The organism is Pseudomonas sp. CFII64 (genome assembly GCF_000416235.1).
In the GTDB taxonomy this organism is placed as follows: domain Bacteria; phylum Pseudomonadota; class Gammaproteobacteria; order Pseudomonadales; family Pseudomonadaceae; genus Aquipseudomonas.
On sequence record NZ_ATLO01000004.1, the window covers coordinates 17,605 to 36,185 of the forward strand.

General features: G+C 60.8%; 17 protein-coding genes and 1 riboswitch. Of the genes, 6 read left to right on the forward strand and 11 right to left on the reverse strand.

Going from position 1 to position 18,581, the window contains the following annotated elements; all coding sequences use genetic code 11:
• Positions 1–14: 14 nt before the first annotated feature.
• The 6 genes from uca to CFII64_RS00945 all read right to left on the reverse strand — a co-directional run bounded on the left by uca (position 15) and on the right by CFII64_RS00945 (position 7,955).
• A complete protein-coding gene (gene uca / locus CFII64_RS00920) occupies positions 15–3,668 on the reverse strand; it encodes an urea carboxylase (RefSeq protein ID WP_020288856.1) in 3,654 nt (1,217 codons plus the stop codon).
• A 242-nt stretch (positions 3,669–3,910) separates the two neighbouring features.
• Positions 3,911–4,531 (reverse strand): urea amidolyase associated protein UAAP2, encoded by a 621-nt coding sequence (locus tag CFII64_RS00925; protein WP_020288857.1) that lies wholly within the window; start codon positions 4,529–4,531, stop codon positions 3,911–3,913.
• 11 nt (positions 4,532–4,542) lie between these two features.
• The gene (locus CFII64_RS00930) at positions 4,543–5,268 is read right to left on the reverse strand and encodes an urea amidolyase associated protein UAAP1 (RefSeq protein ID WP_020288858.1); all 726 of its coding nucleotides are present in this window, start codon (positions 5,266–5,268) and stop codon (positions 4,543–4,545) included.
• 12 nt (positions 5,269–5,280) lie between these two features.
• Positions 5,281–6,045: an ABC transporter ATP-binding protein gene (locus CFII64_RS00935; protein WP_020288859.1), complete on the reverse strand. Its 765-nt coding sequence runs from the start codon at positions 6,043–6,045 to the stop codon at positions 5,281–5,283.
• A complete protein-coding gene (locus CFII64_RS00940; RefSeq protein ID WP_020288860.1) occupies positions 6,042–6,857 on the reverse strand; it encodes an ABC transporter permease in 816 nt (271 codons plus the stop codon). Before CFII64_RS00940 ends, CFII64_RS00935 begins: the two co-directional genes overlap by 4 nt.
• Positions 6,858–6,884: 27 nt before the next feature.
• Positions 6,885–7,955, reverse strand: a complete 1,071-nt coding sequence (locus CFII64_RS00945) for a putative urea ABC transporter substrate-binding protein (protein WP_020288861.1) — start codon at positions 7,953–7,955, stop codon at positions 6,885–6,887.
• 60 nt (positions 7,956–8,015) lie between these two features.
• Positions 8,016–8,121, reverse strand: a riboswitch (guanidine-I (ykkC/yxkD leader).
• Positions 8,122–8,420: 299 nt separating this feature from the next.
• On the opposite strand from CFII64_RS00945, the gene CFII64_RS29140 reads away from it, so the two are divergent.
• The 3 genes from CFII64_RS29140 (at position 8,421) to CFII64_RS00960 (ending at position 9,745) form a co-directional block, all read left to right on the forward strand.
• The gene (locus tag CFII64_RS29140; protein ID WP_084488228.1) at positions 8,421–8,885 is read left to right on the forward strand and encodes a hypothetical protein; all 465 of its coding nucleotides are present in this window, start codon (positions 8,421–8,423) and stop codon (positions 8,883–8,885) included.
• Positions 8,886–9,186: 301 nt separating this feature from the next.
• On the forward strand, positions 9,187–9,465 hold the full coding sequence (locus CFII64_RS00955) for a BrnT family toxin (RefSeq protein ID WP_020288863.1): 279 nt from the start codon (positions 9,187–9,189) through the stop codon (positions 9,463–9,465).
• On the forward strand, positions 9,443–9,745 hold the full coding sequence (locus CFII64_RS00960) for a BrnA antitoxin family protein (protein WP_020288864.1): 303 nt from the start codon (positions 9,443–9,445) through the stop codon (positions 9,743–9,745). The genes CFII64_RS00955 and CFII64_RS00960 overlap by 23 nt, the downstream gene beginning before the upstream one ends.
• Positions 9,746–9,862: 117 nt before the next feature.
• On the opposite strand, the gene CFII64_RS00965 is transcribed toward CFII64_RS00960, so the two are convergent.
• Positions 9,863–10,975: an enoyl-CoA hydratase/isomerase family protein gene (locus CFII64_RS00965; RefSeq protein WP_020288865.1), complete on the reverse strand. Its 1,113-nt coding sequence runs from the start codon at positions 10,973–10,975 to the stop codon at positions 9,863–9,865.
• A 186-nt stretch (positions 10,976–11,161) separates the two neighbouring features.
• Between CFII64_RS00965 and ung the strand changes: the two genes are divergently transcribed.
• Positions 11,162–11,854 (forward strand): uracil-DNA glycosylase, encoded by a 693-nt coding sequence (gene ung, locus CFII64_RS00970; protein WP_020288866.1) that lies wholly within the window; start codon positions 11,162–11,164, stop codon positions 11,852–11,854.
• A gap of 39 nt (positions 11,855–11,893) precedes the next feature.
• Here ung and CFII64_RS00975 read toward each other — a convergent pair whose 3' ends face one another.
• From CFII64_RS00975 to CFII64_RS00990, 4 genes are all read right to left on the reverse strand, one after another.
• Positions 11,894–12,928, reverse strand: a complete 1,035-nt coding sequence (locus CFII64_RS00975; RefSeq protein WP_020288867.1) for an AbrB family transcriptional regulator — start codon at positions 12,926–12,928, stop codon at positions 11,894–11,896.
• A complete protein-coding gene (locus CFII64_RS00980; RefSeq protein WP_020288868.1) occupies positions 12,921–14,435 on the reverse strand; it encodes a tripartite tricarboxylate transporter permease in 1,515 nt (504 codons plus the stop codon). Before CFII64_RS00980 ends, CFII64_RS00975 begins: the two co-directional genes overlap by 8 nt.
• A 3-nt stretch (positions 14,436–14,438) precedes the next feature.
• Positions 14,439–14,897, reverse strand: coding sequence for a tripartite tricarboxylate transporter TctB family protein (locus CFII64_RS00985; RefSeq protein WP_020288869.1), 459 nt, complete (start codon positions 14,895–14,897; stop codon positions 14,439–14,441).
• 61 nt (positions 14,898–14,958) lie between these two features.
• On the reverse strand, positions 14,959–15,945 hold the full coding sequence (locus tag CFII64_RS00990; RefSeq protein WP_177325386.1) for a tripartite tricarboxylate transporter substrate binding protein: 987 nt from the start codon (positions 15,943–15,945) through the stop codon (positions 14,959–14,961).
• Positions 15,946–16,418: 473 nt separating this feature from the next.
• Here CFII64_RS00990 and CFII64_RS00995 point away from each other — a divergent pair, with 473 nt between their 5' ends.
• Together CFII64_RS00995 and CFII64_RS01000 are read left to right on the forward strand one after the other, a co-directional pair.
• Positions 16,419–17,096: a response regulator gene (locus tag CFII64_RS00995; protein ID WP_020288871.1), complete on the forward strand. Its 678-nt coding sequence runs from the start codon at positions 16,419–16,421 to the stop codon at positions 17,094–17,096.
• The gene (locus CFII64_RS01000) at positions 17,083–18,471 is read left to right on the forward strand and encodes a sensor histidine kinase (RefSeq protein ID WP_020288872.1); all 1,389 of its coding nucleotides are present in this window, start codon (positions 17,083–17,085) and stop codon (positions 18,469–18,471) included. The genes CFII64_RS00995 and CFII64_RS01000 overlap by 14 nt, the downstream gene beginning before the upstream one ends.
• Positions 18,472–18,581 lie beyond the last annotated feature (110 nt).

Here is an 18,581-nt window from a genome sequence, read left to right on the forward strand (position 1 = left end):
AAGAACAGACCGCATCAAACGGCTTCTATGACTACGACTCGCTGTCCCGCACGCACCGCCGAACCCGGTTGTACGCGCACCTCCCGAACCACGCCGGCAAGTGGCGCCAGCAGCGGGATTTCCATTTTCATCGACTCCAGAATCACCAACACATCACCAGCAGCGACCTGTTGGCCTACCTCAACCTGCACTTGCCAGAGATTGCCGGCAAGGTGACTGTCGACACTGTGTTCACCGGCGTTTAGCGGCGCTTCATCGGTCAGCGGCGCCACGGCTTCATCGCTTTCGAAGTTGGCCTGGCCGCTGGCAATCCAGCGCTCCCGCTCGGCCTGAAACGCACTTTGCTGCTGGCTGCGGAAGGCGGCGATGCCTTCGGCTTCACTGCTCAAGAACGCCTGATAATCTGCCAGGTTCAAGGTGCTGTGTTCAATTTGCAGTGGGTAGCGGCCCAGCGGGAAATCCCGGCGAATGCGCAGCAGCTCTGCGGCGCTGACCGGATAGAAACGAATCTGATCGAAAAAGCGTAGCAGCCAGGGCTTGCCATCGAAGGCCGCCACGTCCCGATAACGATTCCACATCTGCAACGTACGCCCGACAAACTGATAACCCCCCGGACCTTCCATGCCATACACGCACATGTAGGCGCCGCCGATGCCCACCGAGTTCTCCGCCGTCCAGGTGCGCGCCGGGTTGTATTTGGTGGTCACCAGCCGATGGCGCGGGTCCAGCGGCGTGGCGACCGGCGCACCCAGGTAGACATCGCCCAGGCCCATGACCAGATAACTGGCTTCGAACACCGTGCGCTGCACTTCGTCGAGGTTGGGCAGGTCGTTGATGCGGCGGATGAACTCCAGATTGCTCGGGCACCACGGCGCGTCCTTGCGCACAGTGGTCATGTATTTCTCGATAGCCAGCTGACAGGCCGGATCGTCCCAGGACAGCGGCAGATGCACGATACGCGACGGGACTTGCAGGTCCTTGGCCGCGCACACCGCATCCCATTCACCGGCGACGATTTCCAGCAGTTGGTGAAGCGGCAATTGCTCGGGCTGGTAATGCACCTGCAGCGAACGAATGCCCGGCGTCAGGTCAATTACGCCGTGCAGATTTTTGGCCTCCAGCGCCTGCATCAACGCATGGCCGCGAAAGCGCAGCACCAGATCCAGCTCCGGCGCACCGATCTCCAGCAACAGATGAGTATCGCCGGAGAGCCGCGCTACCAGGCGCGTGTCGTCGCGGCCGATGTCGAGCATGATCGGTGAACGCAGATCATCTTGTAGGACCGGCTTTGGCCGGGAGAGGGGCGTGACATTCGCAGCCTTTGCGGCGTTGGAGAGATCTTCCTCCCGGCTAAAGCCGGTCCTGCAGGTTGCGTAGTCGGCGGTGAAAATATCCCGGGCAGTCTGGATGCTCACTGCTGCAAACATCACCTTATCGCCGGCCTTGAGCTGCCCCAGCTGCCACAGATCCGCTTCGATGATGGTCACCGGGCAGACGAAGCCGCCGAGGCTCGGCCCGTCGGGGCCGAGGATGACGGGCATGTCGCCGGTGAAGTCCACCGCGCCGATGGCATACGGATTGTCGTGAATGTTCGACGGATGCAAACCCGCTTCCCCGCCATCGGCCCGTACCCATTCCGGTTTCGGGCCGATCAGGCGCACGCCGGTGCGGCTGGAGTTGAAATGCACTTCCCAGGCCGTGGCAAAAAACGTCTGCATGTAGCGTTCAGTGAAATACTCCGGCGCGCCGTGCGGGCCATAGATGACGCGAATGTGCCGAACGTCCGCCAACTCCGCGAGCTGATCCGTTGCGATGTGTTGCCCGGCGCTGCGTTCAATCAACGGCGAAATGTGCAGCACATCGCCAGCCCGCAATGCCCGACCGCCATGGCCGCCAAACTGGCCCAGGGTGAAGGTACTTTTGCTGCCCAGATAATCCGGCACATCCAGCCCGCCACGTACGCATAAATAGCTGCGCGCGCCTGCTCCGGCAATGGTGCCAAGCGCCAGCTGCGTACCGGCAGGCACCAACAACGCGGTATTCATCGGCTGCATCTCGCCGTCCAGCGTGATGGGGATCGCCGCACCCGTCACAGCAATCACCGCGTCGGTGTTAAAGCGCAGCAACGGCCCGCTCATGGTGATTTCCAGTGCCGCGCAGCCTTCGACGTTGCCCAGCAGGCGATTGCCCTGACGCAAGGCGCGGCTGTCCATTGGCCCGGACGGCGGCACACCGACTGCCCAATAACCGAGCCGCCCCGGATAGTCCTGAACGCTGGTCTGCGTGCCGCCGCTGAGCACTTCGAACGTGTCGGCGTGGTACACCAGACCTTCCAGGCAGCGGGTCCACGGCTGGCCGCTGGCAAACGGGACGTCGGCGATGATCTGGCGCAGGTAATCACGGTTGGTTTCGACGCCGTACAGGCGGGTGTCGCTCAAGGCTTTGGCCAGCCCGGCGCGGGCCCGCTCGCGGTTCGGCGCCCAACTGATGACCTTGGCGATCATCGGATCGAAGAACGGTGGAATCTCGCAACCGGCTTCGACCCAGGTATCAATGCGCAGGCTTTTGCCGTCTACAGCAGGGAAGTTCACGGCGGTCAGCAAACCGGGACTCGGCTGGAAATCCCGACCCGGATCTTCGGCATACAGACGGGCTTGAATGGCATGGCCGCCGGGTTTCAGTGCTGCCTGCAATTCACTCAACGGCGGCAGGTCGCCAGCGGCCAGTTGCACCATCCAGCTGACCAGATCGACGCCCCAGACTTGCTCGGTCACCCCGTGCTCGACCTGCAAGCGGGTGTTCACTTCCAGGAAATAAAAGCGCTGATCCTCGCTGTCGAAGACAAACTCCACAGTGCCGGCGCTGCGGTAGTTGACCGCTTTGGCCAGCTTGATCGCCGCCATGCACAGCGCTTCGCCCATGCCTTCGGGCAGGTTCGGCGCCGGGGTTTCTTCAAGGACTTTCTGGTTGCGCCGCTGCACCGAGCAATCGCGTACACCCAGCGCGAGCACTTCGCCACGTCCATCGCCGAACACCTGAACTTCAAGATGCCGGGCGCGCTGGATGTACTTCTCGATGAACACCCCAGCGTCGCTGAAGTTGTTCTGCCCGAGGCGTTTCACCGCCTCGAACGACTCGCTCAGCTCGGCGGCGCTGCGGCACACGCGCATGCCAATCCCGCCGCCGCCGGCGGTGCTTTTGAGCATTACCGGGTAACCGATGATTTGCGCAGCGCTCAGCGCGGTGTCGAGGCTGTCGAGCAATTCGGTGCCTTCGAGCATTGGCACGCCGTGCTGTTTGGCCAGGGCGCGAGCGGTGTGCTTGAGGCCGAACACCCGCAGTTGTTCGGGCGTCGGGCCGACGAAGGCAATGCCTGCGTCTTCGCAGCGTTGCGCGAACGCGGCGTTTTCAGAGAGAAAACCGTAGCCGGGATGAATCGCTTGCGCGCCGCTGGCTTTGGCGATGGCGAGGATTTTCTCCACCGCCAGATAAGTCCCGGCCGCGCCGCCTTCACCCAGGCTGTGGGCTTCGTCGGCTTGCAGCAAATGCAGGCTGGCGGCATCGGCTTCGGAATACACGGCAACGCCTTTGACGTGCAGGGCGCGCAAGGTGCGCAGGATGCGGCAGGCAATGGCGCCACGGTTGGCGATCAGCAGTGTGTCAAACATGGCTTGAACCCCGGAAGTCGATGGTTCGACCCCAAACTGGGAAGCGGGCCGTCCCGCTATTGATGTGTCTGCACGAGGGTCGTCCGTCGTGGTCAGTTGCTAGCCCGCTCGCGGCTGAAGCCGCTCCTACAAAACACCGCCCGTAGGAGCCGCCGAAGCCGTCCCCGAAACACCGTCCGAAGGGGCCGCCGAAGCCGTCCCCCCGAAACAATTTCCGTAGGAGCGGCTTCAGCCGCGAGGGCTCAATTCCAGACGTGCAATTCAGCCGGCGTCGGGTTGTAGCCATTGCACGGGTTATTCAGCTGCGGACAGTTGGAAATCAGCACGATCACGTCCATTTCGGCGCGCAGTTCGACGTATTTGCCCGGCGCGGAGATGCCGTCCTCGAAGGTCAGCCCGCCGTCAGCGGTGACCGGCACGTTCATGAAGAAATTGATGTTTGGCCCGATGTCGCCTTTGCCCAGACGCCCGTCATGTACGCAGGCGCGCAAGTAGTTGTCGCGGCAGCTGTGCATGTGGCGTTTTTCCAGGGCGTAACGCACGGTGTTGCTCTCTTGTGCGCAAGCGCCGCCGAGGGTGTCGTGACGTCCGCAGGTGTCATCGACGATGGTCAGCATCGGTTTGCCGAGGTTGGAATACAGCACGCTGCCGGTGGTCAGGTAAACGCTGCCTTGACGGCGCAAGGTGCGCTGCACGTCGTAACGTTCACGGGGGTTGGCGAGGCTGAAGAACAGCGTGTCGACCGCCTGATTGCCCTCCAGATCGAGGATGCGCAGGGTTTGCCCGGCCTTGAGTTCAGTCAGCGAAGGTTCGCCGGCCGGAATGAAGGTGGTGGATGCGGCGGTAGCGGAAGTCGTATTCATGGACGTGCTCCTCAGGCGAACAGGCGATCGGTATTGATGAAGCCGCGCTGGTTTTCCGGGCGGGACGTGCGGCAATGTTCGGCAACGCTGGCATCGGCTTTCATCCAGCTCAGCTGCAGCGGCTGCGGGGCGTATTCAGGATTCGGGTCCATGGGATGCTGCAGCGCGGTGAGGACGACCAGGGTATCCATCGGCGCGTACAGCTCGATGTAGTCCCCGGCTTTTGAATTGCCCGGCACAAAATGCAGGCGCCCCGCGTCGTCAACGTTGACGCGGCTGAACAGGTTCAAGGTCATCAGCAGGTCCGACAGGCCCAGGCCCCATTTGCCCAGCTCGACCAGCAGGTTGTCGGTGCCGTTGCGAAAGAAGCCGTTGCGCAGTTCCTGATAGCGGCCCTGACCGTATTTCTCCGCGACTTCATCAGCGCAGAGCACGCCGCCGAGGCTGTCGCTCCAGCCGCAGGTGTCGGCGGTGATTGCCGCCAGCACGCGGCCCATGTCCGAATACAGGCAATGGCCGCTGGTGAGTTTGGCGGTGTGCTGGCACTTGAGGCTGTCCGGCAGATTCAAACGCTCGGTTTTTTCATGGGCGTTGAGCAGCGTCAGGCTGATGTTGGCGTTGCCGTTGAGATCGGTCAGACGCAACAGTTCGCCGCGCTTGAGCACGAATGAACGATGGCCGCCGCCGGGCAGCAGTTCTTCGGCGAAAACCGGGAATAGCGTGTTCGATGTGGTCATGAGCAGAATCCTCTAAGCCTGTTGCAGCGAATCAAGCGCGGCGCGTGCTGCGCGGCGGTCGCTGTTCAGGGGAATGTCGTAAGTGATACGCGCGCCATAAGCGCCGGGGGCGTGGGGGTCGATGCGCACTTTGTCGAAGACCAGCAAGCGGGTGCCGAGGTTGAAACCTTCGGACAAGTCATGGGTGACCATGAACACCGTCAGCTGCGTTTCGCGCCACAGGTCCAGCAGCAAGGCGTGCATGTCCTTGCGGATGCCCGGATCGAGGGCGCCGAAGGGTTCGTCGAGCAGCAACACCCGGGGTTTCATGATCAGCGCCTGGGCGATGGCCAGCCGCTGTTGCATGCCGCCGGACAGCTGCGTCGGGTACTTGTCCAGCGAATGACCGAGGCCGACTTTGTTCAGCAACACCGCCGCTTGTTCGCGAGCTTCGCGTTTGGCATTGCCGAACAATCGCCCGAGCAACGCCGAGCGCGGCAGTTCCAGGCCCAGGGCAACGTTGTCCAGCACTGACAGATGCGGAAACACCGAATAACGCTGAAACACCACGCCACGGCTGGCATCCGGCTCGCTGGCCAACGCCTTGCCGTCGAGCAGAATCTTGCCCTTGCTTGGCACTTCCTGACCCAGCAACAGACGCAGAAAGGTGGATTTGCCGCAACCCGAGGCACCGACCAGGGTGCAGAATTCACCCTCGGCGACGCTCAGGTTCAGGCCTTCGAGCACCACTTGATCGTCGTATTGTTGCCAGACGTTTTGCACGGAAATAAAACTCATCCTCGCGCCCCTTCATACCAGGGGAACGCCTTGCGGGTCAGCGCCTTGAGGCCCCAATCCATCAGCCACGCCAGCAGCGTGATCCAGACCACGTAGGGCAGGATCACGTCCATCGCCAGATAGCGCCGTACCAGAAAGATCCGGTAACCGAGGCCGTCCGTGGAGGCAATGGCTTCGGCCGCGATCAGGAACAACCACGCCGATCCCAGCACCAGCCGCAAGGCGATCAGCAAACGTGGCAGCAATTGCGGCAGGATCACCCGCAGGATCAGCGTCCAGGTGGAAGCGCCCAAGGTCTGCGCCTTGATCAGCAGTTCTACCGGGATTTCCCGGGCGCGCTGTTCCAGATCACGGGCCAGGATCGGCGTGATGCCGATCACGATGAGCATGACTTTCGACAGCTCACCCAAACCGAAGACGATGAACAGAATCGGCAGAATCGCCAGCGGCGGCACCATCGACAGCACCGTCAACAGCGGCGACAACGGCGCGCCGAACAACGGCAGGATTCCCGAGGCAATGCCCAGGCACAAACCCAGCAACGCGCTGATGCCCAGACCGATCGCCAGCCGGCGCAGACTGGAACCGGTGTCCTGCCACAGCAGGTATTCGCCAGTGCGGGTATCGGCTTTGAACGCCATGCGATTGACCGCATCGGCCATCTGCACGGCGCTGGGCAGCAGCTTGTCGTTGGGGTTTTCCGTCAGCCGTGTCGCCGAGCCGGTGAAATACGCGAACAGCAGCAGGGCGAACGGCAGGATCACCAGAAGCAGGCGACTGGCCCGATCCGGGCGGCGATTTATCAAACGCATGGCAATGACCTTTGTGCGAAACGCGGATTACAACGTGCCGTCGGCGGCCATTTGCACGTAGCTCGGGTCGAAATGCAGCTTGAGGTTGGCCTTGTCACCGGACATCACGCCGTTGGCGAAGGACATGCCCACGGCGCTGGAATCCTTGGCGCCTTCACCCAGCAGGCCGTGTTCGAAGGAGAAGCTGGCGACCTTGCGCATGGTGTCTGGCAGTTGTTTGCTGGTGGCGAATTCCAGGGCTTCCTTGGGTGTGGCGAATAGCTTGGTGGTGTCCAGTTGCGACTGGAAGCCTGCCAGATCAGTGCCCGAAGCCTTGGCCATGTGCTCCAGCGCGACTTTGCTCGCGGCGGATTTGGCGTTCATCAATGCAACCACTTCAAACCAGGCACCGGTCAACGCTTTGCCCAGCGCCGGGTTGTCTTTCAGGGTCTGGGTGTTGACCACCATCATGTCCATGATTTCGCCGGGGATCTTGCTGGAATCGAACACCTGGGTAACGCCGGGCTTGGCCTTGATATCCGCGAGCATCGGGTTCCAGGTGGTGACTGCCTGGACGTCGTTGGTGTTGAAGGCGGCGGAGATGTCGGCATCGGAGGTGTTGACCACTTTCAGGTCTTTCTCGGACAGGTCAGCCGTATCCAGCGCACGGGCCAGCAGGTAGTGGGAGACGGAGAGTTCCACCAGATTGACGTTCATGCCCTTTAGGTCGGCGACTTTCTTGTTCGCGCCTTTGATGACGATGCCGTCGTTGCCGTTGGAGAAGTCGCTGACGATCAGCGCGGTGCTGTCGACGCCGCCTGCAGCCGGGATGGTCAGTGCATCCATGTTGGTCATGGTGCAGCCATCGAACTGGCCAGCGGTGTATTGGTTGATGGATTCGACGTAATCGTTGAGCTGGGTGACATCGATCTTGATGCCGTACTTTTTCGCCCACTTGTCGACAATGCCTTGGGTGCCTGCGTATTCCCAGGGCATCCAGCCGGCATAAATGGTCCAGCACACGTTAAATTCTTTTTTCACGGCGGCTTGCGCCGAAGAGAGGCTCAATGCAGCGACGAGGCCGGCAGCGAGCAGGCCGAACAGACGGGACTTTTGCATGTAACAACCTCCAGTAGCGAAAAGGGGCGGTCAGGAGCAACGCGACACCACTGGTGTCCTGTCTCCCGGGCTTTTATCCCGCCGTGTAACCTCTACTGGAGGTCGCCAACTCTCGGACCAGCCACTCGCCATTCACTGGCGAGCCGGAACCCTAGTCGGCTATTGCAAATTGTGGTGCCGCGAACCTGTTTTGACTCCTGCACGGGTTTCCTAAAGCGAGAGTTGTGCCAACTCGTCACAATGCCCGACACAGAGGGGCTGCGACGCGCGGGCAGGTTCCGGGCGGACGCATATCGGCTGATCATGGTGCGCGCACGCACCGGCTTGGGGCGCGAGCGCACAAATATAGTTAGGCCTACGGGGCACTTGAAGGGGGATTTCGTGTCTTATTTTTTGTCCGCCAGCTATTGGCGAACGCCGACCAGCGTCGCTGGTTTGTGCCCTATCGCGGTCCGGGAGGCCGCCATGTATCGACGACCCTTGCTGCTTGTTTTACTGGCTCTGACTCTTGCTGGTTGCTATGGAGGTCCCGGTTACTACGAATCCGATGTGTATACCCAGCCCGCAACCGTTGTTGGAGGTGGATATGCTTATGACAATGGCTACCGTTCGACTTATTACCAGGAACGGCGCATCTATGTAGCGCCGCAACCACGCTACTACGCCCCGGCGCCGCGCTATTACGCGCCGCCACCGGTTCCACGTTATTACCAACCCGGCAGACCGCCCGGTTATGGTTGGGGTGACAACCGCTATCGCGGCGGCAATCCCGGCTATCGCAACGATCCGCGTCGCGACTACCGAGGCGGCCCGTCATGGGGCGATCACGGCGGCAACCGCGGCCATGACGGCCGAGGTCCGGGTCGAGGCGACGGACGCGGCGATGGCCGTGGCGGTCGCGGCGGAGATGGCCGAGGCGGGCATCGCTGATCGGTAGATGAAAAAAGAACGGCACTCTATGGAGTGCCGTTTTTTATAGGTCGGGATTTTCTCAATGGATGCTGGCAACCCTCCTTCAGATATTTCTGATAGGGGCGTGGGAGCATTCCTGAAATACATATCTAGCCTCAGAAACGGGTTCGACATTGATAGGGTTTCACACCCAAAAATGGAGATTACCCATGCTTCGATGGCTCAACTTGATAGGTGCATCAAGTCTCGCTGAATGGCATTGCACGACTTCCAGTCTAGGGCCATATAGCGCTGGTTATTTTTTTGTACGTACGATTAAATGGTAATCATCTACGATGAAAACAAACGTCAGATCAACCTTGCCAAGCACGGGTTGGATCTGGCGGATGCCGGTCTGGTGTATGACGCGCCGAATAAAACCACGTTGTGTTCGCCTCGTCAGGATGAAGACCGATTTCTCGACGTGGCCATGGTCGAAATTGTAGGTGTCGTACTGGTGCTCGTGTACGTTGAGCGCGGTCCGGACATCCGAGCAATTTCACTTCGTCGCGCTTCGAAACAGGAGAGGAAACGCTATGCCGACTTCCAGCAAAACTGACTGGGATCGCATCAAACGCGAAGCCGACGCAGAAACGCCGGTTGAGCATGATGCCGAGTCTCCATACAACCCTGATGATCCAGCGGCTGTGGACGCCTTCTGGGACACGGCCGTTGTTCGCCGGCAAGGTGAGCGAGGCCCGCAGAAAGCGCCCGTCAAAGAGCGTGTGACACTGCGTCTATCGCCGGATGTCGTGGATTATTTCAAAGCCGGCGGCAGTGGATGGCAAACCCGGCTGAATCAAGCCCTCAAGGACTATATTCACGAACATCAGCGTTAGATGAACCGGCAGGCAAATTTAGATCCAGCCAAGCACCGGTTTTTGCATCTGACGACACTTCCACTGCCATCCATTCGGAATCCTTCCGTTCGCCTCTTTATCAGTCGGACTTATTGCTCAATACCCCGACAAATCCGCCAACGGATGCCGACCTTCCCAAGCCTTGGCGAAGTGTGCGTCGATCACTGGCTGCGGGACATTGACCACGTCCTGCCAATGCCAGTGGGGTTTGTTGTCCTTGTCGATCAGGCGCGCGCGGACGCCTTCGCTGAATTCGGGATGGCGGCAGCAGTTGAGGCTCATGGTGTATTCCATCTGGAATACTTCGGCCAACGACAGGTGGCGGGCGCGCTGGATTTGTTCCCAGACCAGATGCGCGGTCAGCGGGCAGCCTTCGGTCAGGGTCTTGGCAGCGCGGGCCAGCAGGGCGTCGTCTTTATGTTGCAGGTGGCTGATGGCGCTCCAGGCGCAGGGCAGGTTGCCGACGTCGAGGATTTCATCGATCTGCTTGCGACGCGGCAACCACTGCGCCGCTGGCAACTGGCCGATGGCTTCCTGTTGCAGTGCCTTGAGCAGGCTGTTGAGCTGGATCGAAGTCTGTTCCTGCCAGTTGAGCTGTTGCAGGCCGTCGATCAACTCGTCCTGCTGTTCATCGAGCAGGAAGCGGTCGGCGAGGTCCAGGTCCAGTGCGTCGTGGCCGTTGATATGCGAGCCGGTCAGGCCCAGAAACAGACCGAGCTTGCCCGGCAGTCGCGAAAGGAACCAACTGGCGCCCACGTCCGGATACAGCCCGATACTGATTTCCGGCATCGCCAGGCGACTGCTCGGTGTGACGATGCGGATGCTGGCCCCTTGCAGCAGGCCCATGCCGCCGCCCAGCACATAACCGTGTCCCCAGCAAATCAACGGTTTTGGATAGGTGTGCAGGCTGTAATCGAGGCGGTATTCAGCGGAAAAGAAATGCGCCGCCAGCGGCGGCACTTCACCGGGATGCTCACGGCAGGTTTCCACCAGAGTACGTACATCGCCGCCTGCGCAGAACGCTTTGGGGCCGTTGCCCCGCAGCAATACGCAAACAATGCTGTCATCGCTGGCCCAGTTGTCCAGCTTGTCTTGCAGGGCCAGGATCATCGGCAGCGACAAGGCATTCAATGACTTCTCCGCGTCCAGCGTGGCCACGCCGATTCGGGCGCCGTCCTGAGCAGGGAGTTCTTCAAAGAGCAGATTCATCGTGACCTCTCGAGGGCAATACAGTTATCCAACAGAGTTTTTGATTGCCTCATGTCGGGTTAAGTTGCGATCAAGTGTAGGAAACGGCCGAGCGTGATGCGCGGTATTTGACATTGATGGCGAGCTTTCATAGGGTCTGCTCCCGCTCCAGCACAGTCCGCGCGCAATGTTTTGCAAGGTATGACCATGACATCCGACGATCGCATCAAGCTTGAACCCAGCTGGAAACACGCGCTGCGTGACGAGTTCGAAAAAACCTATATGAACCAGCTGCGCGAGTTTCTGCGCCAGGAACACGCGGCCGGCAAAGAGATCTACCCGCCGGGGCCATTGATTTTCAACGCGCTGAATTCCACGCCGCTGGATCAGGTCAAGGTGGTCATCCTCGGCCAGGACCCTTACCACGGCCCTGGTCAGGCCCACGGGTTATGTTTCTCGGTGCAACCCGGCGTGCCGGCGCCGCCGTCGCTGGTCAACATCTATAAAGAGCTCAAACGCGACCTGAATATCGACATTCCCGCCCACGGCCATTTGCAGTCATGGGCTGATCAGGGCGTATTGATGCTCAACACTACCTTGACCGTAGAACGCGCCAATGCCGCTTCCCACGCCGGCAAGGGCTGGCAACATTTCACCGACAAGGTGATCGAAACGGTCAGCGCTCACCAGCCGCATCTGGTGTTCATGCTCTGGGGCGCTCATGCGCAGAGCAAACAGAAACTGGTCGATGCCACCAAGCATCTGGTGCTGACCTCGGTGCATCCTTCGCCGTTGTCGGCTTATAAAGGCTTTCTGGGCTGCGGGCATTTCAGCCGGGCCAACAAGTATCTGGAGCAGAACGGCATGGCGCCGATTGAGTGGCGATTGCCTGCGGTTTGAGTGTGGGAGCAAGCTCGCTCCCACGGGGCTTGGTGTTATTCAGGATTGCTCTCGCCGATCCCAATACCGAAACACCGGCTCCGCCAGAAACAACACAAACAATAAGCGCATCACCTGCATTGCCGTCACCAGCGGCACAGAGAGTTGCAGCACCTCCGCCGTGAGGCTCATTTCGGCAATGCCGCCGGGCATCATGCCAAGGGTGAGTGAGCGCAGGTCCAGATGGGTGGCGGCGCTCAACCCAAGCGCGGCGAGGGCGGCGATGAGCATGGTCAGCGCGGTGCCGAGCAGCGTCTTGCCGATAAACGAAGGGGCGCGACGGAAAAACTCACGGTTGAAATGACAGCCCAGACCGCTGCCGATCAGCCATTGCCCGATCTGGCTGCCGCCGTCAGGCAAACCGATGTGCAGATCCCAGACAATGCTGACCGTCGCGCTCACCAGCAAGGGGCCGAACAGCCATGGATTGGGTTGCTTCAAACGCTGCCAAAGCCAGGCCACAGCTGCGCCCAAAGGAAACAAAACGGCAAGCCACCGCCAGTCAACGGAGCCCGCATGGAAAGCTGGCGTGCCATCGCCCAACAGGTATTTGAAAATCGCCGGAACGCAGAGCACCACCGCCAGTACGCGCAGGCTTTGTCCGGCGGCGACGCTGCTGAGAATGGCGCCGTTACGTGCGCCGAGGTTGACCATTTCGCCGGAGCCGCCGGGCATGCTGGAGAAGAACGCGGTAGCGCGATCCTCCCCGCTGCGCCGCATCAACCACACCCCGACAACGCTGGAAACACTGGTCACCAGCGCACCGAAAAAGATCAGGCCGAAATGCGCCATGACCTGCTCGATCACTACGGGAGTGAAGTGCAGGCCAATGCCGATGCCGACCACCCATTGACCGCATTTGCGGCCGCCGGGGATTTCTGCCAGTTGCCACGGGGTCAGGCAACGGACCAGGATGATCGCCAGTAACGAGCCTACCATCCAGGGCAATGGCCAGCCGACCTGGCTGGCGAGGTAACCGCCCAGCAGGCCGACCAGCGGGGTTGCCCACCACGTTCGGAAGGGTCGCTCAGACACGAGTGGCTGCAAGCCGTTGTGCTGAACGTCGACGCCAGATGCGAATCAGCGGGAACACCAACATGAAGATGGTCAGTACCCAGACGCCGAGGGTGATCGGGCTGGACCAGAGAATCTCCATCGCACCGTTGGAAATCGACAGCGCGCGACGCAGGTTCTGTTCCATCAAGCCGCCGAGGATGAAGCCCAGCAGGATTGGCGACAATGGGAAGTCCAGCTTGCGCAGGATGTAACCGAAGATGCCGATGCCGACCATCAGGAACAGGTCGAACGTCGTGGCATGCACCGCGTAGACGCCGATCCCGGTGATGATCGCGATAACCGGCACCAACGCCCAATTTGGCACATTGAGGATGCGGGTGAAGATGCGGATCATCGGGATGTTGAGGATCACCAGCATGATGTTGGCAACGAACAACGAAGCGATCAGGCCCCAGACAATGTCTGGTTGTTGCTGAAACAGCATCGGGCCGGGGGTGATGTTGTACAGCGACAGTGCGCCGATCATCACCGCCGTGGTGCCCGAACCCGGAACGCCCAACGTCAGCATGGGCACCAGGGCACCGCACGCCGAGGCGCCGATGGCGGTTTCCGGAGCGGCGAGGCCGCGCATGTCACCCTGGCCGAATTTGCCGGTTGCACCCGCCAGACGTTTCTCGGTCATGTACGCCACGGCGCTGGCCAATGTTGCGCCCGCACCCGGCAATACGCCCATGATGAAGCCCAGCAGGCCGCAGCGAATGTTGACCACGAAGACCGAACTGGCTTCCTTGAAGTTGAACATCATGCGGCCGGTGGCTTTCACCGCTTCCTGACCGCGATGGGTTTTTTCCAGCAGCAACAGAATCTCGCTGATGGAGAACAGACCCAGCACCAGCACCACGAACTGAATGCCGTCGGTCAGGTGAATGTTGTCGCCGGTGAAGCGATACACGCCGCTGTTGGCGTCAATGCCGACTGCGGACAGGAACAGGCCCATCAGCGCGGCAATAAAGGTTTTCAGCGGCCGATCACCGGCCATGCCGCCCAGGCAAACGATGGCGAACACCATGAGCACGAAATATTCCGCCGGACCGAAGGCGATCGCCCATTTCGCCAGCAGCGGCGCGAACAGCACCATGCCGCACGTGGCAATCAGCGCACCGATGAACGAACTCCAGGCCGACAACGACAGCGCCACGCCCGCCAGACCCTGGCGCGCCATTGGGTAACCGTCGAGGGTGGTCATGACGGTGGACGCTTCGCCCGGAATGTTCAGCAGGATCGAACTGATCCGGCCGCCATATTCACAGCCCAGGTAAACCGCCGCCAGCAGGATCAATGCCGACTCCGGAGGCAGGCCCAGCGCAAAGGCAATCGGGATCAACAGCGCAACGCCGTTGATCGGACCCAGCCCTGGCAGCAGGCCGACGACGGTGCCGATCAAGGTGCCGCACAAGGCGGTAATCAGGTTGTAAGGCGTCAGCGCAACGCCGAAGCCCTGGCCGAGGTAGCTGAAAGTATCCATTGATCAGTTCTCCAGAACGTCAAGCAAGCCCAGGGGCAACGGAACGTCCATGGCTTTATCGAATAGAAGGTAAAGGCCGATGCTCATCAAAATCACCACGATCACGCTTGGCACCCAACGCCCGCCATACAGGCGCGCCATGGGAATGCCGATCAGGATGCTGCTGAGAATGAAGCCCAACGGTTCGAACGTACCGGCAAAAATCAGCAGCAAAGCCACGCAGGCGGTGATCTTGATGATGGTTTCGCGGTCCAGCTTCGGGTCTTCTTCGGTGTGGACGATGGGCGTCGGCCGAAACAGCAGGTACAACAGCGCCAGCCCCATCAGGCCCAGCATCAGCAGGGGAAACGCCCGCGGACCGACCGGCTCGTAGGAAAACGGCGCTTGATAGGGCCAGGCCATCAACGCCAGGCCGGCGCAGACCAGCAGCAGAAACGCGGCAAAAATTCGTTGGATCAACATGGTGCAAGCTCCTGGGTTGCGCCGCCTCGCTGGCGGGCGCAACCGCTAGTCAGTCAGGCGATCACTGAATCAGGCCGAATTCCTTGGCCAGGGTCTTGTAGTCGGCGACTTGCTTCTTCACGTAGGTGTCCAGTTCCTGGCCGGTCATGGCAAACGGGAACAGTTCACGCTGGTCGCGCAGCTTGGCGAAGTCTTCCGAGGCCAGCAGCTTGTCGAAAGCGTCTTTCCACCAGTTGTATTCGGCGTCGGTCACTTTTGGCCCGAGGTAGAAGCCACGCACTACCGGCCAGACGATGTCGTAGCCTTGCTCTTTGGCCGTCGGGATGTTTTTCATTTCCGGCTCGTCCAGACGCTTCTCGGCGAACACCGCAAGCAGGCGCATGTCGCCGCTGAGGATGTGCGGCATGGAGTCGGAAATGTCGGTGCTGCCCACTTGAATGTGACCGCCGAGCAGCGCCGTGGCGATTTCGCCGCCGCCTTCGAGGGCGACATAACGCAGGTCACGCGGGTTGATACCGGCGGCCTTGGCGATCAGTGCGGTCTGCATCCAGTCCTGGCTGCCGACGGTGCCGCCCGAGCCGATCACGACTTTGCTCGGGTCAGCCTTGAGGGCCTTGACCAGATCGTCGAGGTTTTTGTAGGGCGAATCGGCTTTCACCGCGATGGCGCCGTAGCTGGTGCCCACCGCCGCCAGCCAGCGCACCGCGTTTTCATCGAAACGACCGAATTTGCCTTGGGCCAGGTTCAGCAGCGAGCCGCTGGACCACGCCACCAGCGTGCCGGCATCGGCAGGGCGCTGAGCGACTACCGCGTTGTAGGCCACTGCGCCTACGCCGCCGGGCATGTAAGTCACACGCATCGGCTTGGTAAGAATTTTCTCGTTGATCAGCGCGCTCTGTACCAGCTTGCACGTCAGGTCGAAACCACCGCCTGGCGAGGCGGGGGCAATGCATTCAGGGCGCTTGGGTTCATCGGCGAACAGCTGGGTAGCGAGCATCATGCAGCCGGCGGCTACAGCGAAACGACGCAAAGACAAGTTCATGGTCAGTCTCCAGAAGAGTTGTTGTTTTTTTGAATGGTGCTTTTAGATGTTGAAGCAGTGACGCAACCCCGCAACCGAGGGCTCAGGCGAAATGCTTCATCGGAGGCGGTGAGGCGAATTCGCAGGCGGGGGAGCTGACGCAGAAGATCCACGCTGCAAGCTGATGCCGACAGAGATCGAGGAAGAACGGGAAGAGGGGTGTGAATTCGGAACAGCTGACAACCCAGGCTTGGTCATGGGATTGCTCATGGATAACTCCGTTTTTCATTTTTGTTTTTATTGTGAAAGCGCATCGTGGCGCTTTTCTTTCGGTCCCGGGTTGCGGGCCTTTTCGCGATGCTAAACAGCGAAGCTTTCACAAACCTTTCAGCTACCTTTCAACTGCCAACTAAAATGAGTTTGCAGGTGTTTCGTGCTTCACAGGCAGCGGCGCGCCTGTAAACTCCGCGCTCCTACCGTCACGCAATCAGGAGAAGTCGATGCGTGTTCTGCTCGTCGAAGATCATCCACAACTGGCTGAAAGTGTGGCACAGGCGCTCAAAAGCGCAGGTTTGACTGTGGACGTGCTGCATGACGGTGTCGCCGCCGACCTTGCCTTGAGCAGCGAGGAATACGCCGTGGCCATCCTCGATGTCGGCTTGCCGCGCCTCAATGGTTTTGAAGTGCTGGCGCGTTTGCGCGGGCGGGGCAAAAACCTGCCGGTATTGATGCTGACCGCACGCAGCGACGTGAAGGACCGCGTCCATGGTCTCAATCTGGGCGCCGATGATTATCTGGCCAAGCCGTTTGAGCTCTCCGAACTGGAAGCGCGGGTCAAGGCGCTGCTGCGCCGCAGTGTATTGGGCGGCGAGCGCCAGCAACGTTGCGGCGTATTGGCCTACGATCTTGATACCCGACGCTTCACCCTTGGCGAAGAACTGCTGACCCTGACGTCCAGAGAACAAGCGGTGCTGGAAGCGCTGATTGCCCGGCCGGGTCGAGTCATGAGCAAAGAACAGCTGGCTTCCCAGGTGTTCGGTCTGGATGAAGAAGCCAGCGCCGACGCCATCGAAATCTACGTGCATCGCTTGCGCAAGAAGCTCGACGGCCAGCCGGTGGGGATCGTGACGTTCCGGGGCCTGGGCTATTTGCTGGAAAGTCGCGATGAGCCGGCATAACAGTCTTCGCTGGCGCTTACTGTGGAATCTCGGGCTGCTGTTGACGGTGTTGATGCTGGCCAGCGGCCTGAGTGCCTACTGGAATGGCCGCGAAGCCGCTGACACCGCGTATGACCGGACGCTGCTGGCCTCGGCGCGAACCATCGCCGCCGGGGTTTCCCAGCGCGACGGCACGCTGAGCGCCGATGTGCCTTATATCGCCCTGGATACCTTCGCTTACGACAGCGTCGGGCGCATTTATTACCAGGTCAACGACATCAATAAACAGTTGATCTCCGGCTACGAAGGTCTGCCGCCACCGCCGCCCGGTACCTTGCGCACCGATGACTACCCGGCGTTGGCCAGTTTCTACAGCGCCCGCTATCAAGGCCAGGATGTGCGGGTGGTCAGCCTGCTCAAGCCGGTCAGCGAGCCGAACATGAACGGCATGGCCGAGATCCGTGTCGCGGAAACCGAGGAAGCGCGGGTCAGAATGGCCCGTGGTCTGATGGCCGACACCTTGTTGCGCCTGGGCATGCTCGGCGCGGGGGCGTTGTTGCTGGTCTGGTTTACTGTCAGTGCAGCCTTGCGCCCGCTGGAGCGGCTGCGCACTGAGGTCGAAGAGCGTCAGCCAGATGATCTGCGCTCCTTGCCTCTGGTCGAAGTGCAGCACGAGCTGCGCCCGCTGGTCAGCGCCCTCAATCACTTTACCGAGCGTCTGCGCCAGCAATTCGAGCGTCAGGCGCAGTTCATCGCCGACGCCGCTCACGAATTGCGCACGCCGCTGGCGGCACTCAAGGCGCGGGTCGAGTTGGGTCTGCGCTCACACGAGCCCGCCGATTGGCGCACGACCCTCGAAAGCGCGGCCCAAGGCACCGATCGACTGACCCATCTGGCCAATCAGTTGCTGTCGCTGGCACGTATCGAAAACGGCGCCCGAGCCATTGCCGAAGGTGGCGCGCAGCTGCTGGATCTGAGCCAGCTGGCCCGTGAACTCGGCATGGCCATGGCACCGCTGGCACACGCGCATGGTGTTGCCTTGGCACTGGAAGCTGATGACCCGGTCTGGCTGCGGGGCGAGCCGACCTTGCTCAACGAATTGCTGAGCAACCTCATCGACAATGCCCTGGCGCACACGCCGTCGGGGGGCAATGTGATTCTGCGGGTCAGCGCTCCGGGCATCCTTGAGGTGGAAGATGACGGCCCCGGCATTCCTGAAACCGAGCGTGACCGGGTTTTCGAACGCTTTTATCGCAGTCGTCAACAGGGCAGTGGATCGGGGCTGGGTTTGGCCATCGTCGGCGAGATTTGCCGGGCGCATCTGGCGCAGATCAGTTTGCATGACGGCGCCGAGCAGGGTTTGAAAGTGCGGGTCAGCTTTGTGACGGCTCAATAAGCCAACCTCAACGCCAACCTCGTTGGAGCGAGGCTTGCCCGCGAATCGGGTTAGCCATCGACATTTCAATTGCCTGGCCAGACGCATTCGCGAGCAAGCTCGGCTCCCAC

What these genes read in the sequence shown, in the direction of transcription:
- uca (WP_020288856.1), bottom strand. Translation starts at nt 3,668, where the DNA reads ATGTTTGACACACTGCTGATCGCCAACCGTGGCGCCATTGCCTGCCGC.
- CFII64_RS00925 (WP_020288857.1), bottom strand. Translation starts at nt 4,531, where the DNA reads ATGAATACGACTTCCGCTACCGCCGCATCCACCACCTTCATTCCGGCC.
- CFII64_RS00930 (WP_020288858.1), bottom strand. Translation starts at nt 5,268, where the DNA reads ATGACCACATCGAACACGCTATTCCCGGTTTTCGCCGAAGAACTGCTG.
- CFII64_RS00935 (WP_020288859.1), bottom strand. Translation starts at nt 6,045, where the DNA reads ATGAGTTTTATTTCCGTGCAAAACGTCTGGCAACAATACGACGATCAA.
- CFII64_RS00940 (WP_020288860.1), bottom strand. Translation starts at nt 6,857, where the DNA reads ATGCGTTTGATAAATCGCCGCCCGGATCGGGCCAGTCGCCTGCTTCTG.
- CFII64_RS00945 (WP_020288861.1), bottom strand. Translation starts at nt 7,955, where the DNA reads ATGCAAAAGTCCCGTCTGTTCGGCCTGCTCGCTGCCGGCCTCGTCGCT.
- CFII64_RS29140 (WP_084488228.1), top strand. Translation starts at nt 8,421, where the DNA reads ATGTATCGACGACCCTTGCTGCTTGTTTTACTGGCTCTGACTCTTGCT.
- CFII64_RS00955 (WP_020288863.1), top strand. Translation starts at nt 9,187, where the DNA reads ATGGTAATCATCTACGATGAAAACAAACGTCAGATCAACCTTGCCAAG.
- CFII64_RS00960 (WP_020288864.1), top strand. Translation starts at nt 9,443, where the DNA reads ATGCCGACTTCCAGCAAAACTGACTGGGATCGCATCAAACGCGAAGCC.
- CFII64_RS00965 (WP_020288865.1), bottom strand. Translation starts at nt 10,975, where the DNA reads ATGAATCTGCTCTTTGAAGAACTCCCTGCTCAGGACGGCGCCCGAATC.
- ung (WP_020288866.1), top strand. Translation starts at nt 11,162, where the DNA reads ATGACATCCGACGATCGCATCAAGCTTGAACCCAGCTGGAAACACGCG.
- CFII64_RS00980 (WP_020288868.1), bottom strand. Translation starts at nt 14,435, where the DNA reads ATGGATACTTTCAGCTACCTCGGCCAGGGCTTCGGCGTTGCGCTGACG.
- CFII64_RS00985 (WP_020288869.1), bottom strand. Translation starts at nt 14,897, where the DNA reads ATGTTGATCCAACGAATTTTTGCCGCGTTTCTGCTGCTGGTCTGCGCC.
- CFII64_RS00995 (WP_020288871.1), top strand. Translation starts at nt 16,419, where the DNA reads ATGCGTGTTCTGCTCGTCGAAGATCATCCACAACTGGCTGAAAGTGTG.
- CFII64_RS01000 (WP_020288872.1), top strand. Translation starts at nt 17,083, where the DNA reads ATGAGCCGGCATAACAGTCTTCGCTGGCGCTTACTGTGGAATCTCGGG.